Source organism: Streptosporangium sp. OZ121 (assembly GCF_051918885.1).
Lineage (GTDB): Bacteria > Actinomycetota > Actinomycetes > Streptosporangiales > Streptosporangiaceae > Streptosporangium.
The window spans coordinates 53,525-68,749 of the sequence record NZ_JBPXMC010000017.1 but is presented as its reverse complement, the minus strand read 5'-3'; the positions used below and the strand labels follow the sequence as shown (position 1 = coordinate 68,749).

The 15,225-nt window shown below is 69.3% G+C and carries 14 protein-coding genes; 8 read left to right on the top strand and 6 right to left on the bottom strand.

Annotated features, from left to right (window positions below):
* Nucleotides 1–261 precede the first annotated feature (261 nt).
* Complete coding sequence (locus ACTOQ1_RS26850; protein WP_440070774.1) at nucleotides 262–2,661, top strand: hypothetical protein; 2,400 nt, start codon at nucleotides 262–264, stop codon at nucleotides 2,659–2,661.
* 220 nt (nucleotides 2,662–2,881) lie between these two features.
* Here the strand turns inward: ACTOQ1_RS26850 and ACTOQ1_RS26845 are convergent, their stop codons facing one another.
* The gene (locus ACTOQ1_RS26845; protein ID WP_440070773.1) at nucleotides 2,882–3,784 is read right to left on the bottom strand and encodes an AraC family transcriptional regulator; all 903 of its coding nucleotides are present in this window, start codon (nucleotides 3,782–3,784) and stop codon (nucleotides 2,882–2,884) included.
* A gap of 157 nt (nucleotides 3,785–3,941) precedes the next feature.
* Here ACTOQ1_RS26845 and ACTOQ1_RS26840 point away from each other — a divergent pair, with 157 nt between their 5' ends.
* The 3 genes from ACTOQ1_RS26840 (at nucleotide 3,942) to ACTOQ1_RS26830 (ending at nucleotide 6,117) form a co-directional block, all read left to right on the top strand.
* Complete coding sequence (locus tag ACTOQ1_RS26840) at nucleotides 3,942–4,247, top strand: putative quinol monooxygenase (RefSeq protein ID WP_362694653.1); 306 nt, start codon at nucleotides 3,942–3,944, stop codon at nucleotides 4,245–4,247.
* A 54-nt stretch (nucleotides 4,248–4,301) separates the two neighbouring features.
* Nucleotides 4,302–5,264, top strand: coding sequence for an alpha/beta hydrolase (locus ACTOQ1_RS26835; protein WP_440070772.1), 963 nt, complete (start codon nucleotides 4,302–4,304; stop codon nucleotides 5,262–5,264).
* Nucleotides 5,265–5,358: 94 nt separating this feature from the next.
* Nucleotides 5,359–6,117: an SDR family NAD(P)-dependent oxidoreductase gene (locus ACTOQ1_RS26830; protein WP_440070771.1), complete on the top strand. Its 759-nt coding sequence runs from the start codon at nucleotides 5,359–5,361 to the stop codon at nucleotides 6,115–6,117.
* A 334-nt stretch (nucleotides 6,118–6,451) separates the two neighbouring features.
* On the opposite strand, the gene ACTOQ1_RS26825 is transcribed toward ACTOQ1_RS26830, so the two are convergent.
* The 5 genes from ACTOQ1_RS26825 to ACTOQ1_RS26805 form a co-directional block, all read right to left on the bottom strand.
* Complete coding sequence (locus tag ACTOQ1_RS26825; RefSeq protein ID WP_440070770.1) at nucleotides 6,452–6,823, bottom strand: YciI family protein; 372 nt, start codon at nucleotides 6,821–6,823, stop codon at nucleotides 6,452–6,454.
* 441 nt (nucleotides 6,824–7,264) lie between these two features.
* Nucleotides 7,265–8,086: a phosphoenolpyruvate hydrolase family protein gene (locus tag ACTOQ1_RS26820; protein WP_440070769.1), complete on the bottom strand. Its 822-nt coding sequence runs from the start codon at nucleotides 8,084–8,086 to the stop codon at nucleotides 7,265–7,267.
* The gene (locus ACTOQ1_RS26815) at nucleotides 8,083–9,303 is read right to left on the bottom strand and encodes a Tm-1-like ATP-binding domain-containing protein (RefSeq protein WP_440070768.1); all 1,221 of its coding nucleotides are present in this window, start codon (nucleotides 9,301–9,303) and stop codon (nucleotides 8,083–8,085) included. The genes ACTOQ1_RS26820 and ACTOQ1_RS26815 overlap by 4 nt, the downstream gene beginning before the upstream one ends.
* Nucleotides 9,304–9,578: 275 nt before the next feature.
* Nucleotides 9,579–9,938 (bottom strand): PRC-barrel domain containing protein, encoded by a 360-nt coding sequence (locus ACTOQ1_RS26810; protein ID WP_440070767.1) that lies wholly within the window; start codon nucleotides 9,936–9,938, stop codon nucleotides 9,579–9,581.
* A 352-nt stretch (nucleotides 9,939–10,290) separates the two neighbouring features.
* Nucleotides 10,291–10,509 carry a hypothetical protein gene (locus ACTOQ1_RS26805; RefSeq protein ID WP_440070766.1) on the bottom strand — a complete coding sequence of 73 codons (219 nt, stop codon included), beginning with the start codon at nucleotides 10,507–10,509 and terminating at the stop codon, nucleotides 10,291–10,293.
* 574 nt (nucleotides 10,510–11,083) lie between these two features.
* Between ACTOQ1_RS26805 and ACTOQ1_RS26800 the strand changes: the two genes are divergently transcribed.
* The 4 genes from ACTOQ1_RS26800 to ACTOQ1_RS26785 all read left to right on the top strand — a co-directional run bounded on the left by ACTOQ1_RS26800 (nucleotide 11,084) and on the right by ACTOQ1_RS26785 (nucleotide 15,164).
* Nucleotides 11,084–12,382 (top strand): cellulose binding domain-containing protein, encoded by a 1,299-nt coding sequence (locus ACTOQ1_RS26800; protein WP_440070765.1) that lies wholly within the window; start codon nucleotides 11,084–11,086, stop codon nucleotides 12,380–12,382.
* A 367-nt stretch (nucleotides 12,383–12,749) separates the two neighbouring features.
* Nucleotides 12,750–13,820, top strand: a complete 1,071-nt coding sequence (locus ACTOQ1_RS26795) for a ketoacyl-ACP synthase III family protein (RefSeq protein WP_440070764.1) — start codon at nucleotides 12,750–12,752, stop codon at nucleotides 13,818–13,820.
* Nucleotides 13,817–14,101 (top strand): hypothetical protein, encoded by a 285-nt coding sequence (locus ACTOQ1_RS26790; RefSeq protein WP_440070763.1) that lies wholly within the window; start codon nucleotides 13,817–13,819, stop codon nucleotides 14,099–14,101. Before ACTOQ1_RS26795 ends, ACTOQ1_RS26790 begins: the two co-directional genes overlap by 4 nt.
* A gap of 19 nt (nucleotides 14,102–14,120) precedes the next feature.
* The gene (locus ACTOQ1_RS26785) at nucleotides 14,121–15,164 is read left to right on the top strand and encodes a ketoacyl-ACP synthase III family protein (protein ID WP_440070762.1); all 1,044 of its coding nucleotides are present in this window, start codon (nucleotides 14,121–14,123) and stop codon (nucleotides 15,162–15,164) included.
* Nucleotides 15,165–15,225: the final 61 nt, after the last annotated feature.

Genomic DNA, 15,225 nt, shown 5'->3' with positions numbered 1-15,225 from the left:
GTGGATCGAGATTTCCAGGGCGTCTTCGTCGTGAACACGCCGCACGGGTCGTGCCCGTGGTCCGCGAACGGCTCGCGGTGGCCGAGGTCGCGGCGCATCTGCTTCCGCCCCGGCCAGGGGCGGCCATGTCACCGAGACGGTCACTGTCCACGATCGTCCGAGGCCATTACGATTGGCCGGCATCGCGCTTCCCACCCGGCAACGGCATTCCCGTCACGCGCGACCGACGGGACCTTTCACCGGCGCTTTCGGCGAGGACTCATGGCCGTTGACCGCAATCCCCTGCACGAAGACTTCGTGTTGTTCAACATGTACATGACGGCACTGGATCACGTGCTCTCCCGGCCGGAGATAAAGAACGCCATGGAGGATTTCGGTCTGCGGGGAAGCACGCTGCGGGTGATGCTGCTGGCCGACGCGCGGCGGATCCTGAGCCTGGCGCCGCGGGAGTTCGCCGCGTACCAGGCCGAGCTGGTCCACCGGCAGGACGTCGGCCGTGACGGAACGGACCTCCGGCATCGCGTCGACGAGTTCGGCGAGCTGGCCTGGCTGGGCCGGGGCATCGCGGCAGCGGGCGCCGCGATGATCGTCTGTGGCCTCGCGACCCGGTGGCTGTGGGACTGGTCGTGGATCCTGTTCTGGGCGGGTGGGTCGGCACTGCTGGTGGCCGCGACGATGTGGCTGATCAGCCTGCTCAACCGCCGTTCCGAGGGGAGGTTCTTCCAAGAGAATCTCTTTTCTGAGATGAACGCCGACCTCGTACGCGCCCGCGACCGCCTGATCGTCGCCGTCAGCGGGGTCGAGTTGCTCGCCCAGGTCCGCACGCTCATCAACACGATGCGCACCGACCGGTTCGACCATGCCTTCCTGGTGACCAGCAGCCCTGGCCTGAGCGAGGTATACGACAGCACGTACAACGTGCCCACGCGCACCGTGCACGAGGTGAAAGCACTTCTCGACGGTGTCTCGGGCATGAGCCTCGGCATCGCCGGCCCCCGGGGGTCGGGTAAGTCGACCATCGTCCGGCAGTACTGCGGCCCGGCCCCGCGGCCTCCCCGACCGGACTCCGGGGGCGAAGGCTTCGACTGGAGCCGGTTCCGGGAGACCCGTCCGCCCGACGACTCCGCGGGAGATCTCCGCTGCATGGTCTCCGCGCCCGTCGACTACGCCGCGCGAGACTTCGTGCTCCACCTCTTCGCCACGTTCTGCCGCAGCGTGATCGCCCGATTGTCCTCCCGACATGGCGCGGAGTACGTTTTCTTCCGCCGGATCTTCTGGGCGCGCAGGGTCTGTCGGATACTGGTCGAGCTGTCCGGGCGCGTCGCCCTGTACGGCATCGTGATCTTCGGGTTGCTCACGTGGGCTGGCTCGGTCTCGGCGTTCCTGGGCGTACCGCGGGAGGGGATCGCCGCTGTCGCCGTTCTTGCCGGCGCGTTCGGGCTGCTGCGGTTCTCGAACTGGCTGACCGGCAGCATCCGCCGCTGGCGGAAGGCGGTGGCGAACGGCCCGGCCCCGAGCATCGTGGCGGCGGCCAAGCGCCACCTGCTCAAGGTGCGGTTCCTGCAGTCACGAAACCTGGGCTGGTCAGGCGGGCTCAAACTGCCCGTGGGGATCGACGGCCAGGTGTCCGCGAGCGTCACCCATGACGAGCAGCCGCTCAGCTATCCGGAGCTGGTGGAGCATTTTCGCTCTTTCACCCGGCGCGTCGCCGAGTTCGTCCACGCCCGCGGTGACAACGTGTTCATCGGCGTGGACGAACTCGACAAGATCGGCTCCGCCGACCAGGCCGAGCGCTTCCTCAACGAGATCAAGGGTATTTTCGGCGTGCCGCACGTCTACTTCATGATCTCGGTCTCCGATGACGCCCTCATGGCCTTCGAGCGCAGGGGGATCCCGCTGAGGGACGCGTTCGACAGCTCCTTCGACGAGATCGTACGCGTCGGCCTGCTCAGTTATGTGGAAAGCCGCAGGCTCCTGTACCGGCGGGTCATCGGACTGAGCGAGCCGTACGTGGCGCTGTGCCATGCGATGTCAGGTGGGCTCGCCCGCGACCTGATCCGGTCGGCACGCCAGCTGGTGCGCATCGACCAGTCCCTGGTCATGGCGCGGGACACCGACGAAGAGCAGATCCAGGAGGGGATCGAGGCCGACCGTTACCTGCTGCTTGCCGGGGGCGACGGCATGCCGGAGATCACCCGGGTCCCGTCGACACTGGCGAGCCTGTGCGCCGCGCTCGTCCAGGAGGAGCTCGCCCGTAAGGCCCGTGCCATCGCCCATGCCCTGGGCGGTGCGAGTCTGGGCAGAGTAGAGGGTTTCCACCAAATCCTCTACGACGTCGGTTACGGAGACAGCGCGGCGAAGTCGCCGATGGAAATCCTGGACATCCTGGCGGAGGGCGGCACGGACGAGTCACCGGACGTGGGCCGGCTGCGCCTGGACTTCACCGCCTACGCGTATTTCTGCGCCACCCTGCGCGAGGTGTTCGACGAGTCCCTGGACGGCTCCCGCATAACCCGGTGCACGAACGACGCGGACTGGCCGGGCAGTTTCGACGCGCTGGCCTCGGCGCGGCATGCGTTCGTCATGGACGCGCGCATCGCCTGGAGGGCCGTGACGAGGTTCCGGCTTTCCTGGAACCTCGAGGTGCGCGAGTTCGACTGATGCCCTCCAGCGAGCCCGTTCCGATACCCCGTTGACCGGTCGGCGAGCTGACGGCCGGTCGTCCGGCCGGTGCGACGGTGGCGGCGGCCATGGAACGAGGGCGGTCCGCGGACGCCGCGATCGGTGGGGCCGGACGGCCGACCGGGCCTCCCGGCGGGTGTTCACGCCTGTGATACCCCCGGCCGCGCGCAACGACCCGGCCCGGCTGTCCGAACGGCTCCTACACCAGGGCCGGTGCGGTGCCGGGTGTCGCCCCGCGCAGGCGGGCGGCGTCCTCGCTCGGTGGCGCGCCGAACTGGCGACGATACTCGCGGCTGAACTGGGACGGGCTGTCGTAGCCGACGCGGTGGCCGACCCCGGTGACGTCGTGGGGATGTGTGGCGAGCAGCAGCCGGGCCTCCTGCAGCCGGATCTGCTTCTGGAACTGGATGGGGCTCATCGCGGTGACCGCCTGGAAGTTGCGGTAGAACGCGGAGACGCTCATGCCGGACAGCTGCGCCACGTCCTCCACCCGGAAGGACTGCGTGTAGTGGTCACGGATCCACCGGACCGCCCGGGCGATGTGGGTGAGGTTGCTGTCGGCGAGGCCGAGCTGGCGTACGACGGCGCCCTGCTCGCCGGTGACGAGCCGCCAGAGGATCTCCCGCTTGATCAGCGGTGCGAGCACCGCCACGTCGCGTGGCCGGTCGAGCAGGCGCAGCAGCCGGATCACCGCGTCGACGAGCGCGTCGGGCGCGTCGCTGACGGCCATGCCGGACGGTGTGCCGCCACCGGGCGGGAGATCCCCGGGGGCCGCCTGCAGCAACAGCTCGGCGACGGTGGCCGGGTGCAGGATCAGGCCGAAGCCCATCGCCGGCCGCTCGGGGCCGGCCTCGGTGAAGTGGCCGGTGATCGGCATGTCGACCGAGGCGACGAGATACTGCCCGGCACGGTACTCGTACACGCGGTCGCCCAGCGCGATCCGTTTCGCGCCCTGCGCGATGAGTGCCAGCACCGTGCCCGACATCGACGGCGACGGCGGATCCGGCTGCTCGACCTTCGAGACCAGGACGCCGTCGATGTCGGTGGTCATGTCGGGCCGGGCATGGCGCGCGATCAGGGCGCGCAGCTCGTCAAGGTCCATGACCCGATTGAAGCACAAGCCTGATAATTCCCACAGCGATAGAATCAGGCAAGAGGTCGGGAGCATCATTCTAACGTTTCCACTGGCAGCGATGCTTACATGAGGTTATCGAAATCCCTGGAGCGCAAAAGTGCTCCACGAATGAGGAGATACCCCCATGGCCGTCGACCACGGTTTCCACGCCACCATGACCGCACAGCCCGGCAAAGGTGACGAGCTGGTCGCGTTCCTGCTCGACGCGCCGTCCCTGTCGAACGAGGACTGCGTCGTCTTCCTGGTCAGCCGCTCGGCCGGCGACCCGGACATCGTCTCCGTCACCGAGGGCTGGACCAGCGAGGAGGCCCACGGCAGGTTCTTCGCGACCGAGGAGGCACAGGCGCTGGTCGCGAAGCTCCAGCCGCTGCTCGCCGGCGAGTCCCGGTACACCGACGAGGTGCCGGTCGGCGGCAAGGCCGCCTTCTGAGAACCCCGGCCGGCCCCGCCAACCTCAGCGAACCTCGGTAAAAGGAACCCCACCATGACACCGGCACGCCCCGACCTCGACCCCGAACTGCGCGCTCTCCTCGCGGAGATGCCGCTCATGTCCGAGCTCAACCCCGAGGTGCTCGCCCAGCTGCGCCGATTCCCGTCGACGCCGATCGACTCCCTCCTCGACGGCCGTGCCGTCGACCGCAGGGAGCTCACCATCCCCACCCCGGACGGCACGCGGCTCCCGCTGTCGGTCCTCGGCCCCGCCGGTACCGATCGCGCCGCGGCGGCACCGTGCGTCTACTGGATCCACGGCGGCGGGATGGTCATGGGAGACCGCTTCTCGCAGATCGACATCCCCCTCGACTGGCTCGACCGGCTCGGCGCCGTCGTGATCTCCGTGGACTACCGGCTGGCGCCGGAGGCCGGCGGCACGACGCTGGTCGAGGACTGCTACCACGGCCTGCTCTGGGTCGCCGAGCACGCCGGCGAGCTGGGCGTCGATCCCACCCGCATCGTCGTCGCGGGCGCCAGCGCCGGGGGCGGCCTCGCCGCCGGAGTCACCCTGATGGCACGCGACCGCGGCACCCCGGCGATCGCCGCCCAGGTACTGGTCTGCCCCATGCTCGACCACCGCAACATCACCACCTCCAGCAGGCAGTTCTCCGGCGGGGAAGGCGTCTGGACCCGCGAGATGAACGAGTTCGGATGGCGATCGGTTCTCGGTGACCTCGCCGGCCAGGACGTGCCCGGCTACGTCTCCCCCGCGGTGGCCGACGACCTCTCGGGCCTGCCGACCACCTACATCGACGCCGGCACGGCCGAGGTCTTCCGCGACGAGGACGTCGACTACGCCACCAGGATCTGGGCGGCGGGCGGTCAGGCGGAGCTCCACGTCTGGGCGGGGGGCTTCCACGGATTCGACGCGCTGTACCCGCAGGCGCGCGTCTCGGCCACGGCGCGCCGGACGCGCGGCGACTGGCTCGCCCGGGTCCTGAACCCGGCGGCCTGAACACACCACGGGTTCAGGACCCGGTGGCTTGAACACACGAAAGCCGGCACCGCCGAGCCGGTGCCCCTCCACGAACGAACAGGAGAGTCCAATCATGCGGATAGCCATCGTCACCGGTGCCAGCTCCGGTATCGGGCAGAGCGCCGCCATCCAGATCGCCAGGCGCGGAACGGGAGTGATCCTGACCTATCACGGCAACGAGCCCGGGGCCCTGGACACGGTGGCGACGATCGAGAAGGCGGGCGGCACCGCCGTCGCGCTGCCGCTGGCCGTCGGCCGCTCGGAGACGTTTCCGGCCTTCCGCGAGTCCGTCGCCGGGGCGCTGCGCGACACCTGGCGGCGCGACACGTTCGACTTCCTGGTCAACAACGCCGGTTTCGGCCAGATGGCGATGTTCGAGGACACGACCGAGGAGATGTTCGACACGCTCATGCGGGTGCTGCTCAAAGGTCCGTACTTCCTGACCCAGACCCTGCTGCCGTTGCTGGCCGACGGCGGCGCGATCGTCAACACCACGAGCAACGCGGCCCTGTTCTCCGGCCTGGAGCCCGGCTACTCCGCCTACGGCACCATGAAGGGCGGCCTGGTCGTGCTGACCCGCTATCTGGCCAAGGAGTTCAGCGAGCGCGGTATCCGCGTCAACTCCGTCTCCCCCGGTTCCACCCGCACCCGCATCGGCGGCGACGCGTTCGAACGCCACCCCGAGGTGATCCCCGCGCTCGCGGCCAGGACCGCCCTCGGACGGCTCGGCGAACCCGACGACATCGGCATGGTGATCGCGACACTGCTGACCGAGGAATGCCGCTGGATGACCGCGCAGGACATCGAGGTCTCCGGTGGCTACAACCTCTGACCAGGGGCACACCGGTCACCGAACGGGGCAGCCAGACCGAGATCGATTCCTGGGTCCTCAGCGTTGTCTTTCGCTGGAAACCACGGGCGGCCCCTTCGCGGACGAGCGGGCGCGCTCTCCGCGACGGGCGTGGCTGTCGCTCCATTGGAGCGATCGGTGATTGCGGGGATCAGGCCAGGTCCGGGGACCGGGCGTCGCCCCACGCCCGATCCCCGGGGCACCGCCTCGCGTTCCCCGTTCAGGCCGATCCGCAGACCCGTGTCGTCGACCGCCGCCACGAAAGTCCTGCTCTAACGTGGCAGGCCCTCCTCGATCAGACGTCGCCGGGATGTCATCATCGCCGGTCGGCCTGGCGGAGCATCGCGTCCGTCTCGGGGTCGGGCATGAGCTCCCGGACCTCCTGCGCACAGCGGCAAGCGACGGCGATCTTGGCAGCCCACGCCAGCGCCTCTTCCCGTGAGGCCACGTCGACGACCGAGAACCCGCCGATGACCTCCTTGGTCTCCGGGTAAGGGCCGTCGGTGACCATCCCGTCCGTGGCCACGACGCTCGCCCTCTGCCTTTCCAGTCCGGCGCCGAACACCCACACGCCGGCGTTCACGGCCTCCTGGATCACCGCGTGCGAGGCCTTGCCCACGTCGGGCCAGTCCTCGTCGGGGATGTGGTCCATCGCGCCGTCATTGAACGAGATCAAGTACTGCGTCATCCCATCACTCCCTTGTACCGGCGGTCCCCTCCGGCCGCCTCTCACCTGTTCTACGAACGACTCGCCCCGGATTCGACACCATGCCAAAGAATTTTTCATGAGACCTCCGCCGCTCGGTGCCCGCGAGTGTCGTGTCGCCCCTGTTCGCGGAGATCATCGCCGCCGCCACCGGCAACGAGCTTCTCGCGCCCGCGAGGACGGCCCGGCGCCGACGCCCCCACCTCTCCGGAGACGAGGCTCACGCCGCCGGCCGTCGTGGCGCTCGCCGACGGCCTCGCCGCGCCCGGCCAGACCCCCGGCACCTGAACACCGCCCACACCGGCTCCAGGCCGGGTACCGCCCGGAGCCGATCAAGGGCGAGAGCCGGACGCTCACCGCAGAGCTGGGGACCCGGCGAGTCCCACGGATACGTCGAGGCGACCTGGCGGATGGTTTCCGTGGCTACAACGTCAGCGACTTGAAGGCGCGTACCTGCTCGGTGATGGCGCGCTCCGTCGGCAGGCGCTCCACCGACGACGCGCCGAAGAAGCCCGCCACGCCCTCGGTACGGGCCAGCACGTGGGCCGCGTCCCGCGGCTCGGCGATGGGCCCGCCGTGGCAGAGCACGAGGATGTCGGGGCGGACGGCCACCGCGGCGTCGCGCATCGCCTGGACCCGTTCGACCGCCTCGTCCAGGGACAGCGCGGTGCCGGCTCCGATGCTGCCCTTGGTGGTGAGCCCGACGTGCGGGACGAGGACGTCGGCGCCGGCCTCGGCCATGGCCCGCGCCTGGGCGGGGTCGAAGACGTAGGGGGCGGTGACCAGGTCGCGCTCGCGCGCCAGCCTGATCATCTCGACCTCCAGGTCGTAGCCCATCCCGGTCTCCTCCAGGTTCTGCCGGAAGACCCCGTCGTACAGGCCGACGGTCGGGAAGTTCTGCACCCCGGCGAAGCCCATGGCCGCGAGCTGGTCGAGGAACCTGGGCATCAGCCGGAACGGGTCGGTGCCGCACACCCCGGCGAGCACCGGGGTGTCCCTGACGACGGGAAGCACCTCGGCGGCCATCTCCACGACGATCTGGTTGGCGTCGCCGTACGGCAGCAGCCCGGCGAGCGAGCCCCGGCCCGCCATCCGGTAGCGGCCGGAGTTGTAGATGATGATCAGGTCGACGCCGCCCTCCTCGGCGCACTTGGCGGACAGCCCGGTGCCGGCGCCCGCGCCGATGATCGGCCGGTCCCCGGCGACGGTACGGCGCAGCCTGGCGAGGACGTCCCCCCGGTTCACGCCGCGTCCCTCACGGTGATCATCAGGTGCAGCCGGTCGGCCATGGCGCGGCCGAAGGCGGGGTCGTTGACGTGCAGGTCCAGCTCCTCGACCTCGACGGCCGAGCCGCGCAGCCCTTCGTCCAGGGCGTCGAAGCAGGACTCGTCGGCCTTGGGATCGTGGAAGGGCGCCCCCTCGGCGTCGAGGGCGGAGACGCCGCGGCGCGGGACGAACAGCACGGTCGGGCCGGTGGCCGAGCTCAGCTTGGCGGCCATCCGGCGGCCGAGCTCGCCCATCTCCTCGGCCGTGGTCCGCATCAGGGTCACGGCCGGGTTGTGGACGTACAGCAGGCGATCGCCGAAGGGGTCGGGAACGGTGTCGCGAGGACCGAAGTTGACCATGTCCAGCGCGCCGGGGGCGACCACCTGGGGCACGCCGCGCGCTCCGGCCGCGGTCAGCCGGTCGGGTCCGGCCGACAGGACCCCGCCGACCAGGTCGTCGGCGAGTTCGGTGGTGGTGAGGTCGAGCACGCCCGAGATCAGGCCGCTCCCGACCAGCGACTCCAGGGCCCGCCCGCCGGATCCGGTGGCGTGGAAGACCAGCACCTCGTAGCCGAGCTCGTCCAGCCGTTGCCTGGCGGCGTCGACCGCCGGCGTGGTCGCGCCGAACATCGACGCGGCCACGAGCGGGCGGCCGTCCTCGACGGCCGGGGACGGGATGCTCACCATGCCGGCCATGGCCGCCGCGGCGTTGCCGAGGATGCGCGCGGAGACGCGGTTGATGCCGGCGAGGTCGACGACGCTGTACATCAGCGTGACGTCCTTGGTCCCCACGTAGGGGGACACGTCGCCGGAGGCCATGGTCGAGACGATGAGCTTGGGCAGCCCGATCGGCAGGTCCCTGACGGCCCGCGCCGCGATCGAGGACCCGCCGCTGCCGCCCACCGCGAGCACGCCGTCGAGGCGGCCCTGGGCGTACAGCTCGGCGAGGACGGCGGCGGCGCCCTCGCCCATCGCCGTGACGGCCGCTCCCCGGTCACCGGTCGCGCGCAGCGTCGCGACGTCGGCCCCGGCCGCCAGCGCGACCCGGTCGTTGCCGACGTCGGCGGGCACCCGCGCCTCGCCGACGCCCGCGTCGACCAGGACGACGTCACAGTCGAGGGCGAGCAGCCGGTCATGGAGCCAGGCGTACTCCCATCCCTTGGTGTCCAGCGTTCCCACCAGGCCTATCGTCGGCATCTCGCGCCCCGCCTCTCTGCTCGCGGACCTTCTTCGCCACGTCGATCGTGTTGACCGCCCCGGGAGACGCGTGCCCGGCCCGATGGACGATCCCTGCGTGCGCCGGTTCCCGCCCGGGGAAGCCCCGTGGTTCGCGGATCGCGTCCCCGCCGCCGGACGGCGACGCGACCGCCGGACGGGAGGGGCCGGTGGCGGGCGGGCTCTTCCCGGCTTCGTGCCGTCTCGCCGCCGTGTGCTGTGTGGTGGTGTGGTGCCGTCTCGTCGCCGTACCGGTGTCAGAGGGCGGCGGAGAAGGTGCCGTAGTAACCGCCCAGCTCCTGGCGGTAGACGCTCTGCCGGTACGTCGCCGCGTCGTACTCCGGCGCGTCCTGGACCTCCTGCTTGGTCCGCGAGATGTACATCTTGCGCTCCTGGCGGTCGATCCGGATCACCATGCTGGCCGGGAGCACGACCTTCCTGCCGGAGAGCCAGGAGCCGACGTCGACCACGACGTAGCTGTCATCGGTCACGTTGCTCTCCTCCTCCACCAGCCCGACCTTGCCGTCGACGGCCTCCACGTCGAAGCCGATGACGCTCATCGTCTCGTCGGGACCGTAAACGCCCTCGCGATAGCTCCACAGTCCTTCGCTCGTCATGTGCGGGCTCTCCTCGTCACGATGTGTGTGGCCCCCCGCCTACCCGTGGCGGCCGAGGTAAACGGTGCATCGGATGGCGGTCTTCCGCCAGGAGGCGGGCCGTACCGCGGGCGAAAACGGGCCCGGAGGATCTTCGTTCGCGCCGAAAGGGCGAGGGGCTCGAAATCCCCTCGCCTTGAGAGCGTTCCCTTGCCGACGAGCCGGGCTGTCAGGTCAGCCGGCGTCGCCTGCCCTCCCGCGAACCCTCCGACGCGGCACGTCCGCAGTTCGCCGGCCACTCCCCGGTCTTCCCGGCACGCGAAGTGCCGGTGGACGGTCTTCCTGATCCGGAGGGCGCGTGCGTCTCACGGGGTCACGCGTAGAGGAAGTAATAGCGGTAACGGCTCTCCCACTCGCATGAGTAATCGTCCCACCACTCCTGGTTGACGCCTTGGGTTCCGATCCGCTCGCACTCCGAGTAGTCCCTGAAAACGCCGGCCAGCCTCTCGGCGTGCGCCGGGGCGGCACCGATCGTCAGCGACACCCCGAGAACCATGACGGCCGAGACGAGAACAGCGCGTACCTTTCGCATTCGTCCTCCTGTGACTGTGGAGATCATGACGGTGGACATTATCACTCACCGCGCGCCAGGAATATTGTCGCGTCCGAATCGGTCGAGGAAAGGATCCGAAACTTCCGGCGGCGTTGTCGTCGGATGCTCGTGTTTCACGGGTATTCACCGCCGGTAAAGGCGATGCCGCTTCCCTGGTCGCCTGTTCCCGGGGCCTCCGGCCGTCGTCCAATTCCAGACATGGCGGCCGTGAAAGGCATCGCAGGCGCGTATCCGACCGCCTGTGCATGCCATGGATGATCTGTAGTGTCTTCGTACCACATGATCTCTAAAGTACGATTTATGCCACTTTTCCTGTTCGATGGAAACGACATGCGGAAAACTTTGACCATCGTCACTTACGTGTCATATCGTCGCCCCGCCCATATCGATGTAAGTCGCGGCACTCGAACAGGACGTTGTTCTCACAGGCGCCGCGGTCAGCGCGCTGACCGCGGCTGCCCCGGCGCGGGAGGAGACACGGACGGTCACCGGGGAAGCGGCGATCATCCGACCCGACCGGAGTCGCACCATGCAAGTTCCAATCCGCAGGGCCATGATTGTCGGCATTGCGATGACCATGCTGGCCGCCGTCGGCGTGTCAGTGCCCTTCGCGCCGCCGGCCCACGCCATGCAGGTGATCACTGACATCGCCTACGCGCCCGCACAACCCGCCGGCAGCAGGGGGCATCTGCTGGACCTGCACCTGCCGTCCACCGGCATCACGCCCCGGCCGCTGATCATCTGGCACACCGGCTCGGCGTGGACGAGCGACGACGGCAAGGCCGGCGCGGACGCGATCGCGGCCATCTTCAACCCCCTGGGCTTCGCCGTGGCCGGCGTCAGCGTCCGGTCCAGCGCCCAGGCGATCTTCCCGGCCCAGGTGCACGACATGAAGGCGGCCATCCGCTGGCTGCGGGCGAACGCCGCCACCTACCAGCTCGACCCCAACCGCTTCGCGATCATGGGCGACTCCTCGGGCGGCTGGCTGACGGAGATGGCCACCCTGTCCGGCGGCGTGGCGGCGATGGAGGGCACCGTCGGCACGACCGGCGTCTCCAGCGCCGTGCAGGTGGGACTCGCCTTCTACAGCCCGACCGACTTCCTGCAGATGAACGCGCAGAACCTGCCGACCGGCGGGCTCGACCACAACTCTCCCGCCTCCCCGGAGTCCCTCCTGGTCGGCTGCCCGATCCAGACCTGCCCGGCCACGGTGGCCCAGGCCAATCCGATGACCTACGTCGACGCCAACGACCCGCCGCTGCTGTTCCTGCACGGCCAGGCCGACTTCCTGGTGCCGCACGGGCAGAGCGTCCTGCTCTACAACAGGATCAAGGCCCAGTGCGGCGACGCCACGTTCGTCTCGGTACCCGCCGCGGACCACATGATGGTCCAGATCATGGACCCCGCCCAGTACGGCCTGCAGACCGTCCGCACCACCACCGACTGCGGCGAGACCGTCGGCACCGGCACGTTGAACCCCACCTGGGCCAACTTCGCGAACTTCCTGCGCGGCGGGCTCAAGATGGGCACCTCCTGCGAGGTCACCTACACCGCCGGCGGCTGGAGCGGCGGTTTCAACGGCAGCGCGACCATCAGGAACACCGGCACGACCCCCATCGACGACTGGACCCTGACGTGGGCCTGGTCGGGCAACCAGCAGATCACGAGCGCCTTCAACGCCACGGTGACCCAGGTCGGCACCCAGGTGACCGCCCGTGACGCCGGCCACAACTCCTACATCGGCCCCGGCTCCAGCCAGAGCCTCGGATTCACGGCGACCGTCACCGGGACGAACGCCATTCCGGCCCAGTTCAAGCTCAACAACACCGTCTGCACGAGAGTGCCCGCCTGAGACGACGCGCCGGGCCCGAGCCGAAACGGTGACGGCCCGGCGCCGTTCTCACATCGCCCGGATTCTGAAAGTTACATTCGGGGAAACCACGAGGTGGAGCGGAAAGGCGCATTTCCGAAGGCGAACACGTTCTGTCGAATCCTGATCACGGAATGTCGTCGGCCGGATTACTCGCGTTCATATTGCCTTACCCGATGAGCCGCCCTACTCTTGCCCCTGACGGTTCGCCGACCTATTTTCCGTTGTTTTCATCGACCGGCCGGTACCGCTTGATATCCCGGGGCCCGAAATAAATCGGATAAGCCGCCTTCCGCTGCCCGAAGGCCGTTGTCCGGGATCGTCGATGAGTTGATGAGTTAGGAAACGTGTGCGTACATCCAACATGTTCGTCAGGAGTCTCGGCGTCTATGTGCCTGACAGCGTGAGCGTCGAGCAGGCGGTTCGTGAGGGCTGGTACCCGGCCGAGGAGGTCGAGAGGTTCCAGCAGATCGGCGCGGCGGTGGCCGGCGACATGTCCGCGCCCGAGATGGCGCGGCTCGCGGTCCTGGACGCGTACGAACGCTGGGGTGAGTCCTCCCCGCGCGATCTCGACCTCCTGCTCTACCCCTCGGTCTGGCACCAGGGCCCGAACGGCTGGCAGCCCCAGCACTACCTGCAGATGCACCTCCTCGGCGGGAACGTGCCGGCGTTCGAGATCCGGAGCGGCTGCGTAGGGATGATCAGCTCGCTCGACCTGGCGGCGAGCTATCTGCAGGCCGACGCGGACCGGGAGACGGCGATGGTCGTCTCCTCGGACAACCACGGCACCCCGCTGGTGGACCGCTGGCGGATGACCCCCGGAGCGCTGATCGGCGACGCCGCGGCCGCGCTCGTCCTCGGCAAGGGGTACGGCATGGCCGAGCTCCTGTCGGTGAACGCGACGGTGATCCCGGAGGCCGACGCGGTCAACGACGGCGCCTACCCCCTGTTCCCCCCGGACGCCACCGTCGGCAGAGGGCTGAGCTTCGGGGACCGGCACGAGGAGTTCCGCCAGCGGCTGCTCAAGGCGCAGGGAACCGGGATCCACCTGACGATCCAGAAAACGATGATGCAGCAGGTCGAGCAGACTCTGGACGAGGCCGGGATCGGACTCGCCGACATCACGCGGGTGGCGTTGCCGCACGGCCGCCGCGAGGACCTGGAGGGGCAGATGTCCTGGCTGGGCATCGACGAGGACCAGACGACCTGGGACTACGGCAGGCGCGTGGGCCACTGCGGCGCGGTGGACCAGTTCATCGCCTTCGAGCATCTGATCGCGACCGGCGGGCTCGTGGCCGGCGATCACCTGCTCATGGTCGGGTTCGGCTCGGGAACGTCCGTCGCCGCGGCGGCGTTCAGGATCCTCTCCACCTCTCCCGCCACGGAAGGCACGGAAGGCACGGAAGGGGCACGCGCATGACCGAGCTCCGTCCCGGAAGGGACACGCGCACGACCGAGCTCACGCGAAGGCTGGTCGACTTCATCCAGGACAACCTCGTCCGGGACGGCGACGACATCAAGGTCGACGAGACGACCCCGCTCCTGGTGTCGGGGCTCCTGGACTCCCTGCGGACGGCACGGCTGCTGAACTTCCTCCGCAAGGACGTCGGCGTCCCGGTCCCCGCCGCGAAGCTCGACCCCGAGAACTTCCGGGACGTCGTGACCATCGTGGCGATGGTCAGAGAACTCGAAACCGTCTAGCCGGGGCGAGGGCAGAGTCATGCAGTTGGCGGACACGTACATCAGCGGAGTGGGGGCCTTCCTCCCCCGGACCGTCGTCAGCGTCGAGAAAGCCGTCGCCAAGGGCTGGTACCCGGCCGAGGAGGCCGAGCTGCACAACCTGGCCGGGGCGGTGGTGGCCGGTGACGTACCGGCTCCGGAGATGGCCCTGCACGCGGCGCGGAGCGCGATCAAGCGCAGCGGGCGGGCGCCGGCCGACCTGGATCTCCTCCTGTACGCCTCGACCTGGCACCAGGGACCGGACGGCTGGCCCCCGCACTCCTACCTGCAGCGTCACCTCGTCGGCGGGGACGTCCTGGCCACCGAGATCCGGCAGGGCTGCAACGGGATGTTCATCGGCCTGGAACTCGCGGCCGGCCACCTGGACGCCGCCCCCGGCCGGCAGGCCGCCCTGCTGGTCGCCGCCGACAACTACGGCACCCCGCTGATGGACCGGTGGCGGATGGGTCCCGGCTACATCGGCGGGGACGCCGCGAGCGCGCTCGTGCTCGCCAAGGGGGCGGGTTTCGCGCGCCTGACGTCGGTCTGCACGACGACGGTGACCGAGGCCGAGGAACTGCACCGGGGCAGCGAACCCCTGTTCCCCCCGGGCGTCACGGTCGGACGCAAGATGAGCTTCGCGGCCAGGAACGAGCAGTTCCGGCAGCAGGTCATGTCCAAGGGCGAGGCGACCGCGGCGCTGTTCAAGATCCAGCGGGCGTTGATGGAGGTCGTCGAGCGCGCGCTGGACGAGAGCGGGATCGAGGCCGGCGATCTCACCCGGGTGGCGTTCATGAACTACTCGGAGGAGATCGTCGAACAGCGGTGCATGGCCATGCTCGACCTGCCCATGTCCCGCTCGACCTGGGACTACGGCCGCACCATCGGCCACTGCGGTGCCAGCGACCAGATCCTTTCCCTCGACCACCTGCTCACGACCGGGCAGCTGGGCCCCGGCGACCACATGCTGATGCTCGGCACCGGGCCGGGAGTGACCGTCTCCAGCGCCGTGATCAAGATCATCGACAGTCCTCAGTGGGCCTGAACCGATCCTCAGCGGGCCCGAACCGAAGAGTGGGCTTGAACCGAAGGGAAACGAACACAGA